General features: G+C 67.4%; 14 protein-coding genes. 8 read left to right on the top strand and 6 right to left on the bottom strand.

Going from position 1 to position 18,620, the window contains the following annotated elements; all coding sequences use genetic code 11:
* Positions 1-39: 39 nt before the first annotated feature.
* Positions 40-765 (bottom strand): OmpA family protein, encoded by a 726-nt coding sequence (locus BW39_RS27355; protein ID WP_034389754.1) that lies wholly within the window; start codon positions 763-765, stop codon positions 40-42.
* A 146-nt stretch (positions 766-911) separates the two neighbouring features.
* Positions 912-1,082, bottom strand: a complete 171-nt coding sequence (locus BW39_RS31790) for a hypothetical protein (protein WP_016449371.1) — start codon at positions 1,080-1,082, stop codon at positions 912-914.
* Here BW39_RS31790 and mltA point away from each other — a divergent pair.
* A complete protein-coding gene (mltA, locus tag BW39_RS27350; protein WP_043825342.1) occupies positions 1,081-2,265 on the top strand; it encodes a murein transglycosylase A in 1,185 nt (394 codons plus the stop codon). The genes BW39_RS31790 and mltA overlap by 2 nt on opposite strands.
* A 210-nt stretch (positions 2,266-2,475) precedes the next feature.
* Here the strand turns inward: mltA and BW39_RS27345 are convergent, their stop codons facing one another.
* Positions 2,476-4,236, bottom strand: a complete 1,761-nt coding sequence (locus BW39_RS27345) for an MFS transporter (protein ID WP_043796510.1) — start codon at positions 4,234-4,236, stop codon at positions 2,476-2,478.
* Positions 4,237-4,397: 161 nt separating this feature from the next.
* The gene (locus BW39_RS27340) at positions 4,398-4,901 is read right to left on the bottom strand and encodes an Lrp/AsnC family transcriptional regulator (protein ID WP_012202773.1); all 504 of its coding nucleotides are present in this window, start codon (positions 4,899-4,901) and stop codon (positions 4,398-4,400) included.
* Positions 4,902-5,089: 188 nt separating this feature from the next.
* On the opposite strand from BW39_RS27340, the gene BW39_RS27335 reads away from it, so the two are divergent.
* The 5 genes from BW39_RS27335 (at position 5,090) to BW39_RS27315 (ending at position 14,749) form a co-directional block, all read left to right on the top strand.
* On the top strand, positions 5,090-8,671 hold the full coding sequence (locus BW39_RS27335) for an indolepyruvate ferredoxin oxidoreductase family protein (RefSeq protein ID WP_043825339.1): 3,582 nt from the start codon (positions 5,090-5,092) through the stop codon (positions 8,669-8,671).
* Between the two features lie 331 nt (positions 8,672-9,002).
* The gene (gene yajC / locus BW39_RS27330) at positions 9,003-9,338 is read left to right on the top strand and encodes a preprotein translocase subunit YajC (protein ID WP_012202771.1); all 336 of its coding nucleotides are present in this window, start codon (positions 9,003-9,005) and stop codon (positions 9,336-9,338) included.
* 91 nt (positions 9,339-9,429) lie between these two features.
* A complete protein-coding gene (gene secD, locus BW39_RS27325; RefSeq protein WP_043825337.1) occupies positions 9,430-11,352 on the top strand; it encodes a protein translocase subunit SecD in 1,923 nt (640 codons plus the stop codon).
* Between the two features lie 13 nt (positions 11,353-11,365).
* Positions 11,366-12,316: a protein translocase subunit SecF gene (gene secF / locus BW39_RS27320; RefSeq protein ID WP_012202769.1), complete on the top strand. Its 951-nt coding sequence runs from the start codon at positions 11,366-11,368 to the stop codon at positions 12,314-12,316.
* 39 nt (positions 12,317-12,355) lie between these two features.
* Entirely contained in the window at positions 12,356-14,749 is a 2,394-nt protein-coding gene (locus BW39_RS27315) for a DUF1631 family protein (protein WP_043825336.1), read from the top strand.
* Between the two features lie 144 nt (positions 14,750-14,893).
* On the opposite strand, the gene dprA is transcribed toward BW39_RS27315, so the two are convergent.
* Together dprA and BW39_RS27305 are read right to left on the bottom strand one after the other, a co-directional pair.
* On the bottom strand, positions 14,894-16,111 hold the full coding sequence (gene dprA, locus BW39_RS27310; protein WP_043825334.1) for a DNA-processing protein DprA: 1,218 nt from the start codon (positions 16,109-16,111) through the stop codon (positions 14,894-14,896).
* A gap of 25 nt (positions 16,112-16,136) precedes the next feature.
* Positions 16,137-17,342: a LysM peptidoglycan-binding domain-containing protein gene (locus BW39_RS27305; protein WP_043825332.1), complete on the bottom strand. Its 1,206-nt coding sequence runs from the start codon at positions 17,340-17,342 to the stop codon at positions 16,137-16,139.
* A gap of 199 nt (positions 17,343-17,541) precedes the next feature.
* Here BW39_RS27305 and def point away from each other — a divergent pair, with 199 nt between their 5' ends.
* Entirely contained in the window at positions 17,542-18,054 is a 513-nt protein-coding gene (gene def / locus BW39_RS27300) for a peptide deformylase (protein WP_043825330.1), read from the top strand.
* The gene (locus BW39_RS27295; protein WP_043825329.1) at positions 18,051-18,590 is read left to right on the top strand and encodes a membrane protein; all 540 of its coding nucleotides are present in this window, start codon (positions 18,051-18,053) and stop codon (positions 18,588-18,590) included. Before def ends, BW39_RS27295 begins: the two co-directional genes overlap by 4 nt.
* Positions 18,591-18,620: the final 30 nt, after the last annotated feature.

Below are 18,620 nucleotides of genomic sequence, written 5' to 3'. Positions count from 1 at the left end.
CCCGCGTTGCGGGGCGTTGCATCCGGGCCAGAGCCGGGATCAGCGGGGCTGCTGGTACTGGGGCTGGTATTGCGGCTGCTGGTACTGCGGCTGCTGTTGATACTGGGGCTGCTGCTGTTGCTGCGGGATCTCGCCCACGAAGATTTCCACGCGGCGGTTCATGGCGCGGCCGCTGGCCGAGTCGTTGGAAGCCACGGGCTGGTGCGAGCCACGGCCTTCGGTGGCGATGCGAGCGCCCGAGACGCCGCGCATGGTCAGGTAGTTGCGCGTGCTGTTGGCGCGGTCCAGCGACAGCGGGTTGTTGATGGCGTCCGAGCCCGTGCTGTCGGTGTGGCCGATGATGCGCACCTCGGCATTGGGGTTGTTGCGCAGGCCTTCTGCGAAGCGGTCCAGGATGGGGGCGAAGTTGCCCTTGATGTCGGAACGGTTGGTGTCGAACGAGATGTCGCTGGGAATGTCGAGCTTGAGCTGGTTGTCGGCCGTCTGGCTCACGTTCACGCCCGTGCCCTGGGTGGCCTGCTCCATCTCGCGCTTTTGCTTTTCCATGTTCTGCGACCAGATGTAGGTGCCCAGTGCACCCACGCCGGCACCGATCACGGCGCCCGTGCCGGCCCTGCCGCCGGTGACCGCGCCCAGCACGGCGCCGGCTGCAGCGCCCACGCCAGCACCCGTGGCCGTGCGGCGCTGGGTGTCGCTCATGTTCGCGCAGCCGGAGATGAACAGTGCGGCAGCCGTTGCGGCGGCCAGAACGATGTGCTTGCGCATGGGAAACTCCTTTTTGAATCTTGGGAACGCACCGTGCGGTAGCGCCAGGGTCCCCATTGTGGAAAGCAGGCTGAGCACAGCCTATCAGTGCGGGCAGGGCATACCCGTAGGACGGCGCCCGCTCCGCGAGGCTGCTTCCGCGTCCGTCACGGGCCGCTGCGATCCTGCCCGGGAGAGGGTTTGTCTGGAGACGGATGCGAATCCCGTGGCGTGTCCACGGGCAACTCGCCCTTGCGGCGCCCGGAGAACATGGTCCACCACACAATAGCGACCAGAATCACCAAGGCCAGCAGTGCTTCGAGCAAAATCAACCCCATGAATTTCCACCTCCTGCGCCATGCCGCGATGGCGCTGATTGTAGGGACGCTGGTCGCCTGCACGACCACCACCAAGCCGGTCTATGACCCTTCGCCCGTGCCCGACCTGCAGCCGGGAGGCCCGGTCACCGTGACACCCAGGCCCCCGCTGGTCACCAGCACCCCCACCAAGAGCCGCTGGATCGCAGCCGACTGGAGCGAATTGCCCGGCCTGCAGGAAGACGCGCTGCACGAAGCCTGGAATGCCTGGCTCAAGAACTGCGAACGGCCCAGCTCGGTCTTCGCGGGCCTGTGCCGGGACGTGCGCCAGCTGAGCATTGCCACGGGCGACGAGCAGCGCGCCTGGCTCATGGCCAATCTGCAGCCCTACCGCATCGAAGCGCTGGGCGGTGGCCCGGACGGCATGCTGACCGCCTACTACGAGCCGCTGTTCGAGGCACGGCGCCTGCCGGGCGACGGCTTCAACGTGCCGCTGTACAAGACGCCGGCCGGCGCCGGCTTCGGCAGCCGCAAGCCCTGGTTCTCGCGCCAGCAGATCGAGACGATGCCCGAGGCCCAGGCGGCCCTGGCAGGCCGCGCCATCGCCTGGCTGCGCGACCCCGTCGATGCGATGGTGCTGCACATCCAGGGCTCGGGGCGCCTGAACATCACCGAGCCCACAGGCGCGCAACGCACGATCCGCGTCGCCTTTGCGGGCACCAATGACCAGCCCTACAAGAGCGTGGGCCGCTGGCTGCTGGACCAGGGACTGGTGCGCGATGCCACCTGGCCGGGCATCAGCGCCTGGGTGGCCGCCAACCCCGGCCGCGTCAATGAAATGCTGTGGAGCAACCCGCGCTATGTCTTCTTCCGCGAGGAGCCGCTGGAAGGCCTGGACCTGCAATTCGGCCCCAAGGGCGCCCAGGGCGTGGCCCTGACCCCGGGCCGCTCCATCGCCGTGGACAAGCAGAGCATTCCCTACGGCACGCCGGTCTGGCTGTCCACATCCGGGCCCACCGTGGCCCTGAACCGCCTGGTCTTTGCCCAGGACACCGGCAGCGCCATCGTCGGCGCCGTGCGTGCCGACTACTTCATGGGCTGGGGCCCCGAAGCCGGCGACCTGGCCGGCCGCATCAAGCAGAACCTGCGCCTGTGGGCCTTCTGGCCGCGCGCCCTGGCGAGCCAGGCACCGCACTTGAGGTGACCCCCTGAGCGGCTACGCCGCTGCCCCCCGCTTTGGGGTGCGCCGGTTTTATCCTTTGCGCCAAGGCTCGCCCCGCATGGCACAAGACCAGCGCAGACACACCTCTATCCACTGTCCCTCGCTCTGGCGCGGCCCAACGCCAGGGGCGCCGAGCAAGAGCAGCCTCGCTGCGAGGGCGCCGTCCCCCTCAGGGGGAAGGCGCGCAGCGCCTCAGGGGGTATCGAAGTACCTCGTGACGCGCGGCGGCTCCTTGCCCTTGTGATAGGCCAGCTTGCGGTCGCGCAGGGCCACGTCGGCGGCGGTGACGCGGTCGAAGCGGCGCAGGTGCTCGGTCCAGGACTCGTCGATGATCTGCTCCACATAGCGCTCGGGATGGCTCATGCTGTGCAGCAGGCTCCAGCCCAGCGCGCCCTGGCGCATGCGGCTGCGGCGGCTTTCCTGCATGAGGGCGCGGAAGGCCTCGGCCTGGGTTGGGTCGATCTGGTACTCGATGGTGACGACCACGCGGCCGGCTTCGGGGATGTTGACCTCGGGGCGCTGGAAGGCCTTGGAGGGACTCAAATCCTCCTCGATCTGGCGGTCGCGCACCAGGCGCTGGACCAGCAGCATGCAGACCACGCCGCTGGCGGCGGCCACCATGAGGCTGCCCCGCACGCCCACCATGCTGGCCACCTGTCCCCAGAGCGCGGCGCCTGTCGCCGTACCGCCCATGATGGACATCTGGTAGATGGACATGCCGCGCGCCCTCACCCAGTTGGGCAAGGCCATCTGGGCCGAGACGCCCAGCACGTTGGCGGTGGAGATCAGCGCCATGCCGGCCAGCATCATGGCCGGCACGGCCATGTAGACATTGGGCGACAGGGCCACGGCCAGCGTGGCCAGCGCATGCACGGCAGAGCCCGACCGGATCAGACTTTCCTTGGACATGGCCTGGCGCAGGCGCGGCAGGAACATGGCGCCCACGATGGCGCCCGCACCCATGGAGGCCAGCAGCAGCGTGAAGGTCTCGGCGCCGCCCCCGCCCTCGGTGGGGCCGTGCAGGCGCTGGGCCACCAGGGGCAGCAAGGCCATCACGGCCGTGCACTGCAGGAAGAAGCACACCGTGCGCGCCAGCACCGCATGCATGCGGGGCGACTCGCGCACGAACTGCAGGCCCACGCGCATGGCCGAGGGCAGGCGCTCGCGGCCCAGCGGGTTGGCCACATGGCGGCGCTTCCAGCGGATCAGCACGATGCCAGAGAGGATGGACAGCACGGCGTTCAGCACGAACACCCAGGCGCTGCCCAGGCTGGCGATGATGGCGCCTGCCACCAGGGGGCCGATGATGCGCGAGGCGTTCATGGCCACGGCATTGAGCGCCATGGCCGAGGGCAGGTGGTGCTTGGGCACGAGTTCGGGAATCAGCGCCGAGAACACGGGCCAGCGCATGGCCAGGCCGATGCCGTTGGCAAAGGTCAGCACCAGCAGCCAGTGCGCCGTCATCTGGCCGGACAGCACGAACAGGCACAGCACCAAGGCCACGGCCGCCACCCAGAACTGGGTGACGATGAAGTAGCGGCGCCGGTCCAGGATGTCGGCCAGCGCGCCGCTGGGCAGGCCCAGCAGGAAGACGGGCAGCGTGGAAGCCGATTGCACCAGGGCCACGAGCACGGGCGAGGTGGTCAGCGAGGTCATGAGCCAGGCCGCCGCCACATCGTTCATCCACATGCAGGTATTGGCCGCCATCCAGATCAGCCAGAGCATGCGGAAGGTGGGGCCGGACAGCGGCGCCCAGACGCCCTGCTGGGCCTGGGCCGCCTTCTGGCCTTCGGCCTCGGCAGCCGCCTTGTCGGCGGCCGTCATACCTGACGGGTCTTCGATCAGGGTGCCCGGCGCCCCCATGCCCGAAGGCTCGGCCGGAGGCTGGGTGGAAGGCTCGGATTCAGAGGCAGGCGGCTGGGCGGGGACTGGTGTTGTTTGTTCTGCGGCCATGTGCCCCTGATTCTCGGCCCAAACGCGGGGGTGGCGCCAGAAATGGTTGTTGCACTAAGAACCACGATCACCGCCTTGCACGGCACGCGTTTTTTGCTCCTTTTGCAGGAGCACACTGTCGCTTCGGCGCGACCTTCACAGGCCAGTCCGCCGGCCTGCGGCTACTGGTCCGGCAGGCCCTTGCCCGCCATGGGCCCCAGTTGGGACAGGGGCAGCGCATGGCTGGACTTGATCTCGCCCAGCGAGAAACTGGTCTGCATGTCCTTCACATTGGGCAGGTTCAGCAGCGTGTTGCGCGCGAACTGCGCAAAGCTGTCCAGGTCGCGCGCCACCACCTGCAGCTCGAAGGTGCCGGTGCCGCTGATGTAGTGGCAGGTCACGACCTCGGGCAGCTTGCGGATGGCGTCCTCCATCTCCAGCGTCAGCGTGCCGGCCGTGCGCACGGCATCGAGCCGCACGAAGGCCAGCACGCCCAGGCCGATCTTGTGGCGGTCGATGTCGGCGTGGTAGCCGCGGATGAAGCCCGCCTCCTCCAGCGCCCGCACACGGCGCCAGCAGGGCGCGGCCGACAGGCCCACGCGCTGGGCCAGCTCGGCATTGGTCAGCCGCGCATCGGCCTGCAGGTGGCCGAGGATGGCAATGTCGAATTTGTCCAAAGTTTGCACAAAACACCGTTTTCAAGAAAGATTCTTGCCAAGAATACTCGAAACAGCGCAAAGAAAGCAAAGACCTATCAGACGAGCACGAATACACTGAAAAAAGGCGATTTGGTTCAGACAACGAGTGCCGTGCATGCCTCTTTCCCGTTCCGGGCAGGACATGACAGGGCGCCGACCATCGATGGAGACAAGCCATGAATGCCCCACTGCCCGAAGACGTGCGCCGCGCCCTGGAGACGGTCACTCTCGACGACAAATACGCTCTGCAGCACGGCCGTGCATTCATGAGCGGAGTACAGGCCCTTGTGCGCCTGCCCATGCTGCAGCGCCAGCGCGACGCTGCAGCGGGCCTGAACACCGCAGGCTTCATCAGCGGCTACCGGGGCTCCCCGCTGGGCGGCTATGACCAGGCGCTATGGGCCGCGAAAAAGCACCTCGAATCCAACAACATCGTCTTCCAGCCCGGCGTCAATGAAGAACTGGGCGCCACGGCCGTCTGGGGCACGCAGCAGCTGGATCTCTATCCCGAGACCAAGAAGTTCGACGGCGTCTTCGGCCTGTGGTACGGCAAGGGCCCGGGCGTGGACCGCTGCTCCGACGTGTTCAAGCACGCCAACATGGCGGGCACCGCCAGGCACGGCGGCGTGATCGCGCTGGCCGGCGACGACCACATCAGCAAGAGCAGCACGGCCGCCCACCAGAGCGACCACATCTTCAAGGCCTGCGGCACGCCGGTGTTCTTTCCCAGCAATGTGCAGGACATCCTGGACATGGGGCTGCACGCCTTTGCCATGAGCCGCTTCTCCGGCCTGTGGTCGGGCATGAAGACCATCCAGGAGGTGGTGGAGTCCTCGGCCAGCGTGTCGGTGGAGCCGGACCGCGTGAACATCATCCTGCCCGAGGACTTCCAGATGCCGCCCGGCGGCCTGCACATCCGCTGGCCCGATGCGCCGCTGGAGCAGGAACAGCGGCTGATGAATTACAAGTGGTATGCCGCCCTGGCCTATGTGCGCGCCAACCGGCTCAACCACAACGTGATCGACGGTCCCAATGACCGCTTCGGCCTGATCGCCAGCGGAAAGGCCTACAACGACATGCGCCAGGCCCTGGCCGACCTGGGCCTGGACGACGACACCTGCCGCCAGCTGGGCATACGCGTGCACAAGGTCAACGTGGTCTGGCCGCTGGAGGCCACCATCACGCGCGACTTCGCGCGCGGCCTGCAGGAAATCCTGGTGGTGGAGGAAAAGCGCCAGGTCATCGAATACCAGATCAAGGAAGAGCTGTACAACTGGCGCTCCGACGTGCGGCCCAACGTGGTCGGCAAGTTCAGCGATGAGCACGGCGGCGAATGGTCGGTGCCCAATCCCAGCCAGGACTGGCTGCTGCGCCCCAATGCGGACCTGACGCCGGCCCTCATCGCGCGCGCCATCGTCCAGCGCCTGACCAAGATCGGCGTGCCCGAACACATCGCCCAGCGCATGCACGAGCGCATTGCCGTGCTGGACGCCCGCGAGGCCGCGCTCAAGGTGGCCCAGAGCCAGCCCACGGGCGACCGCGTGCCATGGTTTTGCAGCGGCTGCCCGCACAACACCAGCACCCGCGTGCCCGAGGGCAGCCGCGCCGTGGCCGGCATCGGCTGCCACTACATGACGGTGTGGATGGACCGCTCCACCAGCACCTTCACGCAGATGGGTGGCGAGGGCGTGACCTGGGTGGGCCAGGCGCCCTTCACCAAGGACGCCCATGTCTTCGCCAACCTGGGCGACGGCACCTACTTCCACAGCGGCCTGCTGGCGATACGCCAGAGCATCGCGGCCGGCGTGAACATCACCTACAAGCTGCTGTACAACGACGCCGTCGCCATGACGGGTGGCCAGCGCGTGGGCGAGCGGCCCGAGGGCCACTCGGTGCTGCAGATCATGAACAGCCTCAAGTCCGAAGGCGTGGCCAAACTGGTCATCGTCACCGACGAGCCTGCCAAGTACGACGGCGTGCCGCTGGCCGAGGGCGTGACCGTGCACCACCGCGACGAGCTGGACCGCATCCAGCGCGAGTTCCGCACCCTCAAGGGCTGCACGGCCATCATCTACGACCAGACCTGCGCCACCGAAAAGCGCCGCCGCCGCAAACGCGGCACGCTGGCCACGCCCGACAAGACCGTGGTCATCAACGAGCTGGTCTGCGAAGGCTGCGGCGACTGCTCGGTGCAGTCCAACTGCCTGTCGGTCGAGCCGGTGGAGACCGAGTTCGGCCGCAAGCGCCGCATCAACCAGAACACCTGCAACAAGGACTACTCCTGCGTGAAGGGCTTTTGCCCCAGCTTCGTCACCATCGAAGGCGGCCAGCTCAAGAAGCCCAAGAAGGAGAAGAAGGGCGACCTGTCCATGCTGCCCGCCATCCCGGAGCCCGTGCTCCCCGTGGCCGAGCAGGCCTGGGGCATCGTCGTGGCCGGCGTCGGCGGCACGGGCGTGATCACCATCGGCTCGCTGCTGGGCATGGCGGCCCACCTGGAGGGCAAGGGCGTGATCACCCAGGACGCGGCCGGCCTGGCGCAAAAGGGCGGCTCCACCTGGAGCCACATCCAGATCGCCAACCGTCCCGAGGCCATCTACACCACCAAGGTGGACATGGCCAAGGCCGACCTGGTGATCGGCTGCGACCCCATCGTCACGGCCACGCCGACCACCATGTCCGTGATGCAGCCGGGCCGCACCTTCGTGGCGCTCAACAGCCACGGCTCACCCACGGCAGCCTTCGTCACCAACCCTGACTGGCAAGCACCGGACGACCGCTGCGCCAGCGCCCTGGCCCAGGCCGTGGGCCCCGAGCTGCTGGGCAGCTTCGACGCCGAGCAGGTGGCCGTGCAACTGCTGGGCGACAGCATCTACACCAACCCGCTGATCCTGGGCTACGCCTGGCAAAAGGGCCGCGTGCCGCTGTCGCATGCCGCGCTGATGCGCGCCATCGAACTCAACGGCGTGCAGGCCGACAACAACAAGGCCGCCTTCGAGTGGGGCCGCCGCTGCGCCCATGACCTGGCCGCCGTGCGCGCACTGTTCCAGACGGCCCAGGTGATCCAGTTCGTCAAGAAGCCCTCGCTGACCGAGATGGTGGCCAAGCGCGTGGACTTCCTCACGGGCTACCAGAACGCCGCCTATGCAGCCGAGTACCAGGCCTTCGTGGACAAGGTCCATGCCGCCGAGCGCGGCGTGGCGGGCTCCGGCACACGCCTGTCGGAGGCCGTGGCCCGCTATCTGTTCAAACTCATGGCCTACAAGGATGAGTACGAGGTCGCGCGCCTGCACACCGATGCGGCCTTCAGCCAGCGCATCGCCGGCATGTTCGAGGGCGACTACCGCGTGGTCCACCACCTGGCGCCGCCGTCGTCGGCCGGCAAGGACGAGCACGGCCATCTGGTCAAGAAGTCCTACGGTCCCTGGATGCGCAAGGCCATGGAAGTGCTGGCGAAGATGAAGGGCCTGCGCGGCACGGCGCTGGACCCCTTCGGCCGCACGCAGGAGCGCCGCACCGAGCGCGCCCTGATCCAGGAATACCGCCAGTGCATCGAAGGCCTGCTGGCCGAACTCACGCCCGAGCGCATGGCGCTGGCCGTGGAGATCGCCAGCATTCCCGAGGACATCCGCGGCTACGGCCATGTCAAGGAGCGCAACCTGGCAGCGGCCCGCATCAAGTGGAAGGCGCTGATGGCACGCTGGAGCGCACCGTCACGGGGTGCCGGCAGCACGGGCAAGCCCGCCGTCGGCGTCGCCTGAAACCACACGGACCGCCCCGCTCCAGGGGCCTCCTGTAAGATCGCTGCCGCCGCCCGCACCGCAAGGTGTGGGCGGCGCGGCTCCGTCAGGGTCCGTTTCATGGACCGTCAAGCCGGGCGCAAAAATCACGAAAAACCGCGCTCTACCCCTTTAAAAACGGCAGATGGCAGCCAGTTGCAGCCATCGTCGCCGAAAAACCCGCAGCCGCCAGATCCTGGCAGCCCATGTGGGTCAGGGCTGACGCATACAATGCTCCGTTCTCCTGCGCGGGCCCGTGCATACGGCGTGCGCAGCGACCCTTTTTCGACCTTCCAATCCTGGAGTCTTGCCCGTGTTTATTTCTTCCGCTTTTGCCCAGACCGCACCCGCAGCAGCAGCCTCCGGTGGCGACTTCATGTCGCAGCTGTACGGCATGGCACCGCTGGCACTGATGTTCGTGGTGCTGTACTTCGTGATGATCCGCCCCCAGATGAAGCGCCAGAAGGAGCACCGCTCCATGATCGAGGCGCTGGCCAAGGGCGACGAAGTGGCAACGTCCGGCGGCATCATCGGCCGCGTGACACGCATGTCCGAGCAATTCCTGCACATCGAGATCGCCTCGGGTGTGGAAGTCCAGATCCAGCGCAGCGCCGTCGTACAGGTGCTGCCCAAGGACACGCTGAAGTAAGCGCTGTCCCTGTCTTGCGGGTGTGCGGACCGCGCAGGCGGCAGCACACCCTTTTGTGCGTTGCTGTCTACAAAGAGCGAAGAGCGCGATCATGAACCGATATCCGGTCTGGAAGTACGCGATCATCGTGATCGCGCTGCTGGTGGGGGTGCTCTACACCCTGCCTAATTTTTTCGGTGAGGCGCCTGCCGTGCAGGTCTCCTCGGCCAAGGCCACCATCAAGGTGGACAACGCGGTGCTGCACAGGGTCGAGGAGGCCCTGAAGGCTGCCGATGTCAAGCCCGATGTGCTGACCATCGAGGGCACCTCGGTGCGGGCGCGCTTCAACACGCCCGACGAGCAGCTCAAGGCCAAGGACGTGATCCAGAAGGCTTTGATCCCCGATGCCAACGATCCGGCCTACATCGTGGCGCTGAACCTGGTATCGCGCTCGCCGCAATGGCTCACGGCCGTCGGCGCCAAGCCCATGTACCTGGGCCTGGACCTTCGCGGTGGCGTGCACTTCATGCTGCAGGTGGACATGGCTGCGGCCCTGACCAAGAAGGCCGACTCCTTTGCCGGCGACCTGCGCACCTCGCTGCGCGACAAGAACATCCGCCACGGCGGCGTCTCGCGCAACGGCAACACCGTCGAGATCCGCGTGCGCGACGAGGCCATGCTCACGGCCGCACGCAATCTGGTCACCGACCAGTTCCCCGATCTGGCGGCCACCTCCGAGCCTGATGGCGCCGGCTTCAAGCTGCTGGCCTCCATCAAGCCCGAAGCCCTGCGCAAGGTGCAGGAGCAGGCGCTCAAGCAGAACATCGTCACCCTGCACAACCGTATCAACGAGCTGGGCGTGGCCGAGCCCGTGATCCAGCAGCAGGGTCTGGACCGCATCATCGTCCAGCTGCCCGGCGTGCAGGACACGGCCAAGGCCAAGGACATCTTGGGCCGCACGGCCACGCTGGAAGTGCGCCTGGTCGACGAATCCTCCGAGGCGCGCGGCGCCGAGCTGGGCTCGGGCCCCGTGCCCTTCGGCTCCGAGCGCTACCTGGACCGCAACGCCCAGGCCGTGATCGTGCAAAAGCAGGTCGTGCTGACCGGCGAGAACCTCACCGACGCACAACCCGGCTTCGACAGCCAGACCCAGGAACCCACGGTCAACCTGGTGCTCGATGCCAAGGGCGCGCGCATCTTCAAGGACATCACGCGTGAGAACGTGGGCAAGCGCATGGCCATCATCCTGTTCGAAAAGGGCAAGGGCGAGGTCGTGACGGCTCCCGTGATCCGTACCGAGATCGGTGGCGGACGCGTGCAGATCTCGGGCCGCATGACCACGGCGGAAGCCAACGACACGGCCCTGCTGCTGCGTGCCGGCTCGCTGGCCGCGCCCATGGAGATCATCGAGGAATACACCATCGGCCCCAGCCTGGGCGCCGACAACATCAACCGCGGCATCCACTCCGTGGTCTGGGGCCTGGTGGCCATCGCGGCCTTCATGTGCGTGTACTACATGCTGTTCGGCGTGATCTCCACGGTGGCCCTGTCGGTCAACGTGCTGCTGCTGCTGGCCATCCTGTCCATGCTGCAGGCCACGCTGACCCTGCCCGGCATCGCCGCCATGGCGCTGGCGCTGGGCGTGGCCATCGACTCCAACGTGCTGATCAACGAGCGCATCCGCGAAGAACTGCGCGGCGGCGTCTCGCCGCAGGCCGCCATCCATGCGGGCTACGAGAACGCATGGCACACCATCCTGGACTCGAACGTGACCACGCTGATCGCGGGCCTGGCGCTGCTGGCCTTCGGCTCCGGCCCGGTGCGCGGCTTCGCCGTGGTGCACTGCATCGGCATCCTGACCAGCATGTTCTCGGCCGTGTTCTTCTCGCGCGGCCTGGTCAACCTCTGGTACGGCCGCCGCAAGAAGCTCAAGAGCATCTCCATCGGCCAGGTCTGGAAGCCGGAAGACACCAGCCAGCTGCGCTCCGTGGCTGCCAAGGGTTCCAGCGTCGCCGATTCCGGCGCCAACAACTGAAAGGGGGAAGACCATGGAGTTCTTCCGCATCCGCAAAGACATCCCCTTCATGAAGTACGCGTTGGTCCTCAACGCGATCTCCTTCATCACCTTCGCGCTGGCCGTGTTCTTCCTGCTCACGCGCGGCCTGCACCTGTCCGTGGAGTTCACGGGCGGCACCGTGATGGAGGTGGCCTATACCCAGACCGCCGACATCGCCAAGGTGCGCGATACCGTCTCCAAGCTGGGCTACAGCGACGTCACGGTGCAGAACTTCGGCACGTCGCGCGACGTGATGATCCGCCTGCCCGTGCAAAAGGACGTGTCCTCCGCGCAGCAAAGCGAGCAGGTGCTCACGGCGCTCAAGAAGGAAGACGCCGAAGTCACGCTGCGCCGCACCGAGTTCGTGGGCCCGCAGGTGGGTGACGAGCTCATGCACAACGGCCTGATGGCACTGGGCTTCGTGGTGCTGGGCATCGTGATCTACCTGGCCATGCGCTTCGAATGGAAGTTCGGCGTGGCCGCCGTGATCGCCAACCTGCACGACGTGGTCATCATCCTGGGCTTCTTCGCGTTCTTCCAGTGGGAGTTCTCGCTGTCCGTGCTGGCCGGCGTGCTGGCCGTGCTGGGCTACTCGGTCAACGAGTCGGTCGTGATCTTCGACCGTATCCGCGAAGCCTTCCGCAAGTTCCGCAAGCTCAGCACCACCGAGGTGATCGACCACGCCATCACCAGCACGATGAGCCGCACCATCATCACCCACGCCTCCACCGAGGCCATGGTGCTGTCCATGTTCTTCTTCGGTGGTCCCAGCCTGCACTACTTCGCGCTGGCTCTGACCATCGGCATCCTGTTCGGCATCTATTCCTCGGTCTTCGTGGCCGCCGCCATCGCCATGTGGCTGGGCGTCAAGCGCGAGGATCTGATCAAGGCGCCCAAGGCTTCCACGGACCCCAACGATCCCAACGCCGGCGCCACTGTGTAAGCGAATGTTCTAGCTCCAGACCGGCTTACACTCGCGGGCATGCCCTCCCTGCCCACCCCTTCCAACGCGCCTGCTGGCACCCAGTCTTCACTGGGCCAGCAGGCGCGTTTGCATTGGGTGCGTGGACTGTGCAAGGGCCTGCCCGGCGTGGCCCAGCAGCTGCTGGCCCAGATGGAACAACAGGCCCAGGCCGTGGGCACCGCACGTGAAATGCAGGAGCGTCGCGAGGCTTGGTCCAGCTACCGCCAGCACCAGGCGGCCTGGCTGAATGCCTGCATGCAGGCGCTGCAGGGCGCACTGCAGCCGGGCAGGGCCACACCGGCCTCCTTGCCACAGCGCGGGGCGCTGCAGTTCGAACTGCTCAGCGACGATGTGGTGGAGAACAAGATCCTGGCCTCCCGCATGGCGCTGGCCATGGGGGAAACCACGGCACCCGTCTTCGATACGCTGCGCCTGCGCATGCAGGCCATCGAAAACCAGGAACTGCCATCCGACGACATTCTGCGCAGCGAGTCCGTGTGCCGCCATCTGGTCGAGCAATGGCTCGCCAGCGGCCTGCAGCGCGGCGATCTGCAGCGCGTGATGGATCTGCTGCAGACAGCCCTGGCACCGCTGCTGGTGGCCGGATACCAGGCGGCCCACCTGCTGCTGGACGGCCAGGGCGTCACCCGTTCGCAGGACGTGGCCATGCGGGTGCGGCGCACCGAGGGCGGCCACTCCACGCGCGCCATGGGCCTGGGCCCGGCCACGGCGCCTGCCTCGACCTCGCAGCCTTCCTCGGCCTATGCGCCCACGCAGATGGGTGGCGTGCCGGGCGCTGCCGCCTCCTATCCGCCCAACGGAGCACTGCCCCAGGGCCAGATGCCCGTGGGCCTGACAACACTTTCGCGCGCACGCCACCGCGCCCATGAAGTCGTGGGCCAATTGCGCCGCCTGCTCATGCAGCCGGGCGTGGGCGTGCCGGGCCTGGTGCCCGGCGTGGGCGGCGTGGGCGGTGGCCTGCAGCAGGCCCCCGCATCGGCCGCGCTGACCCAGGCCCTGCTGGAGCAGCGCGTCGTGGCCCAGACGCAGTACCAGCAGATGCTGGCCCGGGGACTGACCACGCTGCAAATCGATGCCAGCCCGGCCGCCATCGGACAGTTGGTGGGCCAGGTGCGCGAGCGCTCGGCCGAGCTCAAGCGCAAGGCCACCACCTCGGGTGAAAAGGCCACCATCGAGATCGTGGCCCTGATGTTCCAGGCCATCCTGACCGAGGACCGCATCCCGCCCTCGGTGCGCGTCTGGTTTGCCCGGCTGCAGGTGCCCGTGCTGCGCGTGGCCCTGGCCGAGCCGGAATTCTTCAGCAACCTGCGCCACCCGGCCCGGCTGCTGATCGACCGCCTGGGTTCGTGCGTGATGGGGTTCGACGCCTCCAGCATCAGCGGCAGCGCGCTGGAGTCGGAGATCCGGCGCATCGTCCAGGTCATCGAGCAGTACCCGGAGACCGGCCAGAAGGTCTTCGTGCTGGTGCTGCGCGAGTTCGAGGACTTCCTGGCGCGCTACCTGACCCAGTCGCAGGACAAGGCCAAGATCGTCAGCGTGGCCCAGCAGGTGGAGCAAAAGGAAACCCTGGCCATCCAGTACACGATCGAGCTGCGCCACCTGCTCACCGACATGCCGGTGCGCGAGGAGATCCGCGAGTTCCTGTTCAAGACCTGGACCGAGGTGCTGGCCCTGGCCGCCGTGCGCCATGGCGCCAAGGACGCGCGCACCATGCGCTTCAAGCAGGCCGCCAGCGAACTGGTCTGGGCCGCCAGCGCCAAGCCCACGCGCCAGGAACGCTCGCGCGTGATCCAGACGCTGCCGACGCTGCTGCAGACGCTGCGCGAAGGGCTGGCCCTGATCGGCGTCACGGGCGAGGGGCAGTCCGCACGCATCAAGCTGGTCACCGACACGCTGGCCGAAGCCTTCGTCTCCAAGACGGCGACCATCGCACCGGCCCGCATCGAGGCCATGGCCCAGCGACTGTCCCATCTGGAGCAGTACATCAGCGAAGACGGCATGCTCGACGAGGACATGCCGCTGTCGCCCGAGAACATCGAGATGATCCTGGGCGTGGACACGGCCGGGCTCAACGTCATCCCGAGCACCAACACCCCCGTGGACCCGGTGATGCTGGAGTGGGCCACCTCGCTGGAGCCGGGCCGCTGGTTCACGCTGGACCACAACGGCGCGCGCATCCAGGTGCAATACACCTGGCGCAGCCGCCGCAAGCAGCTGCACCTGTTCGCCGCGCTCGATGGCACCTGCCACCTGCTGCAGCTGCGGCGCATGGCCTCCTACCTGCAGTCCGGCCTGCTGTCAGTGCATGACGAAGAGGCGCTCACGGTGCGCGCGACGCGCGATGCGCTGGAGAAGATTCAGGCGAACCCTGAAAGACTCGGCACCCCCTGAGGCGCTGCGCGCCTTCCCCCCCGTGGCACGGCGCCTCTCTACTTGCTTCGCAAGGGAGGGGGACGACGCCCTCGGCTAGGCGCCCCCACCGCGAGGCGGCTCTTGCTCGGCATATCCCGCTTGGGGACGCGCCAGTTTTTGAGATCAGGCCTGGGCCAGGCGCTGGAACAGGCCGCCGGGCAGGCGCTCCACGCGGCCGTCCAGTTCCAACTCCAGCAGGTGGGCCTGCAGGGCTGCGGCGTCCATGCCGGTGCGGTCCATGAGTTCGTCCAACGACAACGGGTCGTGGGCCAGGGCGCGCAGGGTGGCGTCGTTCTCATGGTCTTGTGCGGACTGAACAGCTGCCGCTGCCGCCGCTGCTGCCGGTACGGGCTTGGCAATCGGCAGGCGCACGGCCGTTCCTTGCAGTTCATCGAGCACGTCCTGCGCCGTTTCCACGAGCTTGGCGCCCTGGCGCAGCAGCGCATGGCAGCCGCGCGACTGGGGCGCGTGGATGGAGCCGGGGATGGCAAAGACCTCGCGGCCCTGTTCGCTGGCCAGTCTTGCGGTGATCAGCGAGCCCGATTGCAGGGCCGCCTCGACCACCAGCGTGCCCTGCGACAGGCCCGCAATGATGCGGTTGCGCTGCGGAAAGTGCGCGGCCATGGGGCCGGTTCCCAGCGGATACTCGCTGACGATCAGCCCGTGGCTGGCCACTTCGCGGGCCAGGCCGATGTGGCGCCGTGGATAGACCTGGTCCAGGCCCGTGCCCACGACGGCAATGGTGACGGGCGCCGCCTGGGCGCCCGTGCGCAGCACCGCGCGCAGTGCGCCCTCATGGGCAGCGCCATCCACGCCCTGCGCCAGTCCGGAGACGATGCACAGGCCGGCCTCGGCCAGCGCCTGCGCCATGGCGCGCGCATTGGCCGCGCCCTGGACCGTCGGCCCGCGGCTGCCGACCATGGCCAGGGACTGTGGATAGGGGAACCAGGGACCAGAACCTGTCATGCAGCGCTCGCTGCCCTGCACATGCAGCAGCAGCGGCGGATCTTCGGTCTGCAGCAGCGCCTGCGGATACTGGGGATGACCCAGCGCAAGCACGGCATGCAACTGCCCGGAAGCGGACTGGTCCAGCCATTGCGCCGTGGCCGCCACAAGCTGCTCCAGGCGCTGGGGCACGGTCTGCAGCGAATGGGCCTGTGCCGCCGTCACCAGGCCGTGCCAGGCGGCTGGAGGGCCGCTCCAGATGTTCTGCGCGCCACCGCAGGCCGCCAGCAGGCGCCGCGCCGTGGTGCGGCCCACGCCGGGCGTCAGCAGCAGCCGAAGCCAGGCGGACAGCTCCTCGGGAGCGAGCCGGTCGGTGGACTGCAAGGCGGCCGCCATGGCGTTGCCGGCAGGCCGCTGGGGCTCAGGGAGCCGGCGAGGTCAGGCTGTCGCCCACCTCGACGCCGCGCCGTGCCTCCAGGATCAGCGCGTAGGAGACGCGGTCGAAGGTGCGGAACACCATGGCGTGGCCATTGCGTTCGTCGGGCAGCTGCACTTCTTCCTTCTTGTCGCCCGTCTTGTCCACGATGCGCGCGCCACGGCGGATCAGCTCCAGCACCGTGCCCACGTCCATGCCGTCCTGCGTGCCCTTGTTGATGGCAATGACCTGGTTGTTGGCCGCCCAGCGCACGGCCTGGTCGCCGTACAGGGACACCACATGGGCCTTCACGGCAGCCTGCGGCGCATGCGGCGCATAGTTCATGTAGGTTCGTTCCGGTGCGGGCAGCAGGCGGTCGCCAGCACGCATCTCCGTCTTGGCGCGCGACAGGTCCACCGTGGCGGGAGAGGCCTGCTCGTGCTTTTCGCCCTTGCTGTCCACGATCTCCAGCGAGGTCTCGCCCTCGATGAGATCGGCCAGGCCCAGGTACTTGGCCTCGTAGCCCAGCACCTCGCCGGAGATGGGGTCCTTGAGCGCCGCCGCATCGCGGAAGACACGGTACTGGCGCGGCAGGCCGTCGCCCTTGCGCAGCGGCGCCTCGGCCGTGCCGCGTGCATAGGCGCGGTCACCGCTGGCCATGAGCACGCGCTCGTCCGTGGTGGCGATGAGGCGGGGTGCGCGCAGCAGCGTTTCGGCATCGACCACCAGCGGCTCGGCCAGGAAGGGCTCGATCAGATGGGGCTGCAGCGTGGGCAGGGCCGCCTGCGCCAGCGACTCGCTGCGCGTGCTCGGAGACACGCGCACCACACCAGGCTCGCCACCGTCGCCCATGGGACGCGCCGTGCTCAGGCGGGCATAGCCATCACGCTTGTCCAGGTACAGCACCTGGCCCGGATAGATGAGGTGGGGATTGGCGATGGCCTGCATGTTCATGCCCCACAGCTCGGGCCAGCGCCAGGGACGGCGCAGGTACATGCCGGAGATGCCCCACAGCGTGTCGCCGCGCTTGACGGTGTAGCTGTCGGGCGCATCGGGCGCCAGCTCGCCCACGGGAACGCCCTGCTGGGCCACCTGCTGGGCGGCCGAGCGCTGCGATGCCGTCACCGGAAGCTGCTGCGCGTGGGCCGCTGCGAACGCAGCGATCAGGGCCGTTGCGACAGTCCAGGTACGAGCTGTGGCGAATGCAGTCATGGAATTCCTCTTCTTGTGGCTGACGCAGCGTCCCTCCTAGGCACTGCGGCACGGCCGATCTTGTCATGAACGGCCATACAGGTCTTACAAATCAGCAAAGATTCTGCGTGCAAGGCCATGAGAGGGCAACGCTTATTGCGTCGTCCCGCTGCGCTCAGGCAGAAAAGTGGCGAAAATAACGACATTCACCGACCACGCCATGTCCATTCTGCCCATTCTTTGCTATCCCGACCCCCGCCTGCACACCGTCGCCAAGCCGGTTGCCAAGGTCGATGACCGCATTCGCCAGCTGGTCCAGGATATGTACGCCACCATGTATGACGCCCAGGGCGTGGGCCTGGCAGCCACCCAGGTGAACGTGCACGAGCGCGTGGTCGTGGTCGATGTCTCCGAAGGCCGTGACGAGCCCTTTGCGCTGATCAACCCGGAGCTGCTCTGGGCCAGCGAGGAAACGCAGCTGGGCGAAGAAGGCTGCCTGTCGGTGCCCGGCATCTATGACGGCGTCGAGCGCTCCACCTCCATCAAGGTCAAGGCCCTGGACGAGACCGGCAACGAACGCATCATCGAGGCCGAAGGCTTCAAGGCCATCTGCATCCAGCACGAGATGGACCACCTGATGGGCAAGGTCTTCGTCGAGTACCTGTCGCCGCTCAAGCGCAACCGCATCAAGACCAAGCTGCTCAAGCAGCAGAAACAGGCAGAACGCGCATGACCCACCTGCCAGCGCTTCGCTTCATGCCGCGCTGGAAGATGGACGGCGCGGGCCTCGTTGCCTGGGCGCTGCTTGCCCTGGCCTTTTCCTTGCTGCTTGCCGGCTGCGCCGTGCCCGAGTGGCAAAAGCCCGGCACGCCGCGCTCCGAGATCGAGCGCTCCATGGGCCGCCCGACCCTGAGCCTGCCGCTGGACGGTGGCGGCACGCGCCTGGTCTACAGCCGGCAGCCTGCGGGCCAGCAGGTCTACCACATGGATTTCGACGCCAGCCAGCGCCTGGTGCGCGTGGAGCAGGCGCTCACCATCGAACGCTTCCACGCCCTGCGCAATGGCGAGGACACCCGCGAAAGCGTGCGTCAGCTCTTCGGCCCGCCTGCGCTGATCGAGAGGGTCTACAGTTTCAACGGCGACATCTGGACCTACCGTATTCTGGAAAATGGCATTCGCCGCCAGGCACATGTGCATATCGACCCCGCCGGCGTGGTGCGCCGCGTGATGTTCACCGACGAAGTGTTCAACGACGACGACCGTCATTGAGCCGGCACACCGTCCCACTGTCCCTACTGG

Origin of the sequence: Delftia sp. RIT313 (genome assembly GCF_000632165.1) — a bacterium.
GTDB lineage: Bacteria > Pseudomonadota > Gammaproteobacteria > Burkholderiales > Burkholderiaceae_C > Comamonas > Comamonas acidovorans.
This window is presented reverse-complemented; position numbering and strand designations above follow the sequence as displayed.

Coding starts and splice junctions, on each gene's coding strand:
- def (WP_043825330.1), top strand. CDS start 17,542: ATGTCCATTCTGCCCATTCTTTGCTATCCCGACCCCCGCCTGCACACC.
- BW39_RS27305 (WP_043825332.1), bottom strand. CDS start 17,342: ATGACTGCATTCGCCACAGCTCGTACCTGGACTGTCGCAACGGCCCTG.
- secF (WP_012202769.1), top strand. CDS start 11,366: ATGGAGTTCTTCCGCATCCGCAAAGACATCCCCTTCATGAAGTACGCG.
- BW39_RS27295 (WP_043825329.1), top strand. CDS start 18,051: ATGACCCACCTGCCAGCGCTTCGCTTCATGCCGCGCTGGAAGATGGAC.
- BW39_RS27315 (WP_043825336.1), top strand. CDS start 12,356: ATGCCCTCCCTGCCCACCCCTTCCAACGCGCCTGCTGGCACCCAGTCT.
- BW39_RS27355 (WP_034389754.1), bottom strand. CDS start 765: ATGCGCAAGCACATCGTTCTGGCCGCCGCAACGGCTGCCGCACTGTTC.
- BW39_RS27335 (WP_043825339.1), top strand. CDS start 5,090: ATGAATGCCCCACTGCCCGAAGACGTGCGCCGCGCCCTGGAGACGGTC.
- mltA (WP_043825342.1), top strand. CDS start 1,081: ATGAATTTCCACCTCCTGCGCCATGCCGCGATGGCGCTGATTGTAGGG.
- secD (WP_043825337.1), top strand. CDS start 9,430: ATGAACCGATATCCGGTCTGGAAGTACGCGATCATCGTGATCGCGCTG.
- BW39_RS31790 (WP_016449371.1), bottom strand. CDS start 1,082: ATGGGGTTGATTTTGCTCGAAGCACTGCTGGCCTTGGTGATTCTGGTC.
- dprA (WP_043825334.1), bottom strand. CDS start 16,111: ATGGCGGCCGCCTTGCAGTCCACCGACCGGCTCGCTCCCGAGGAGCTG.
- BW39_RS27345 (WP_043796510.1), bottom strand. CDS start 4,236: ATGGCCGCAGAACAAACAACACCAGTCCCCGCCCAGCCGCCTGCCTCT.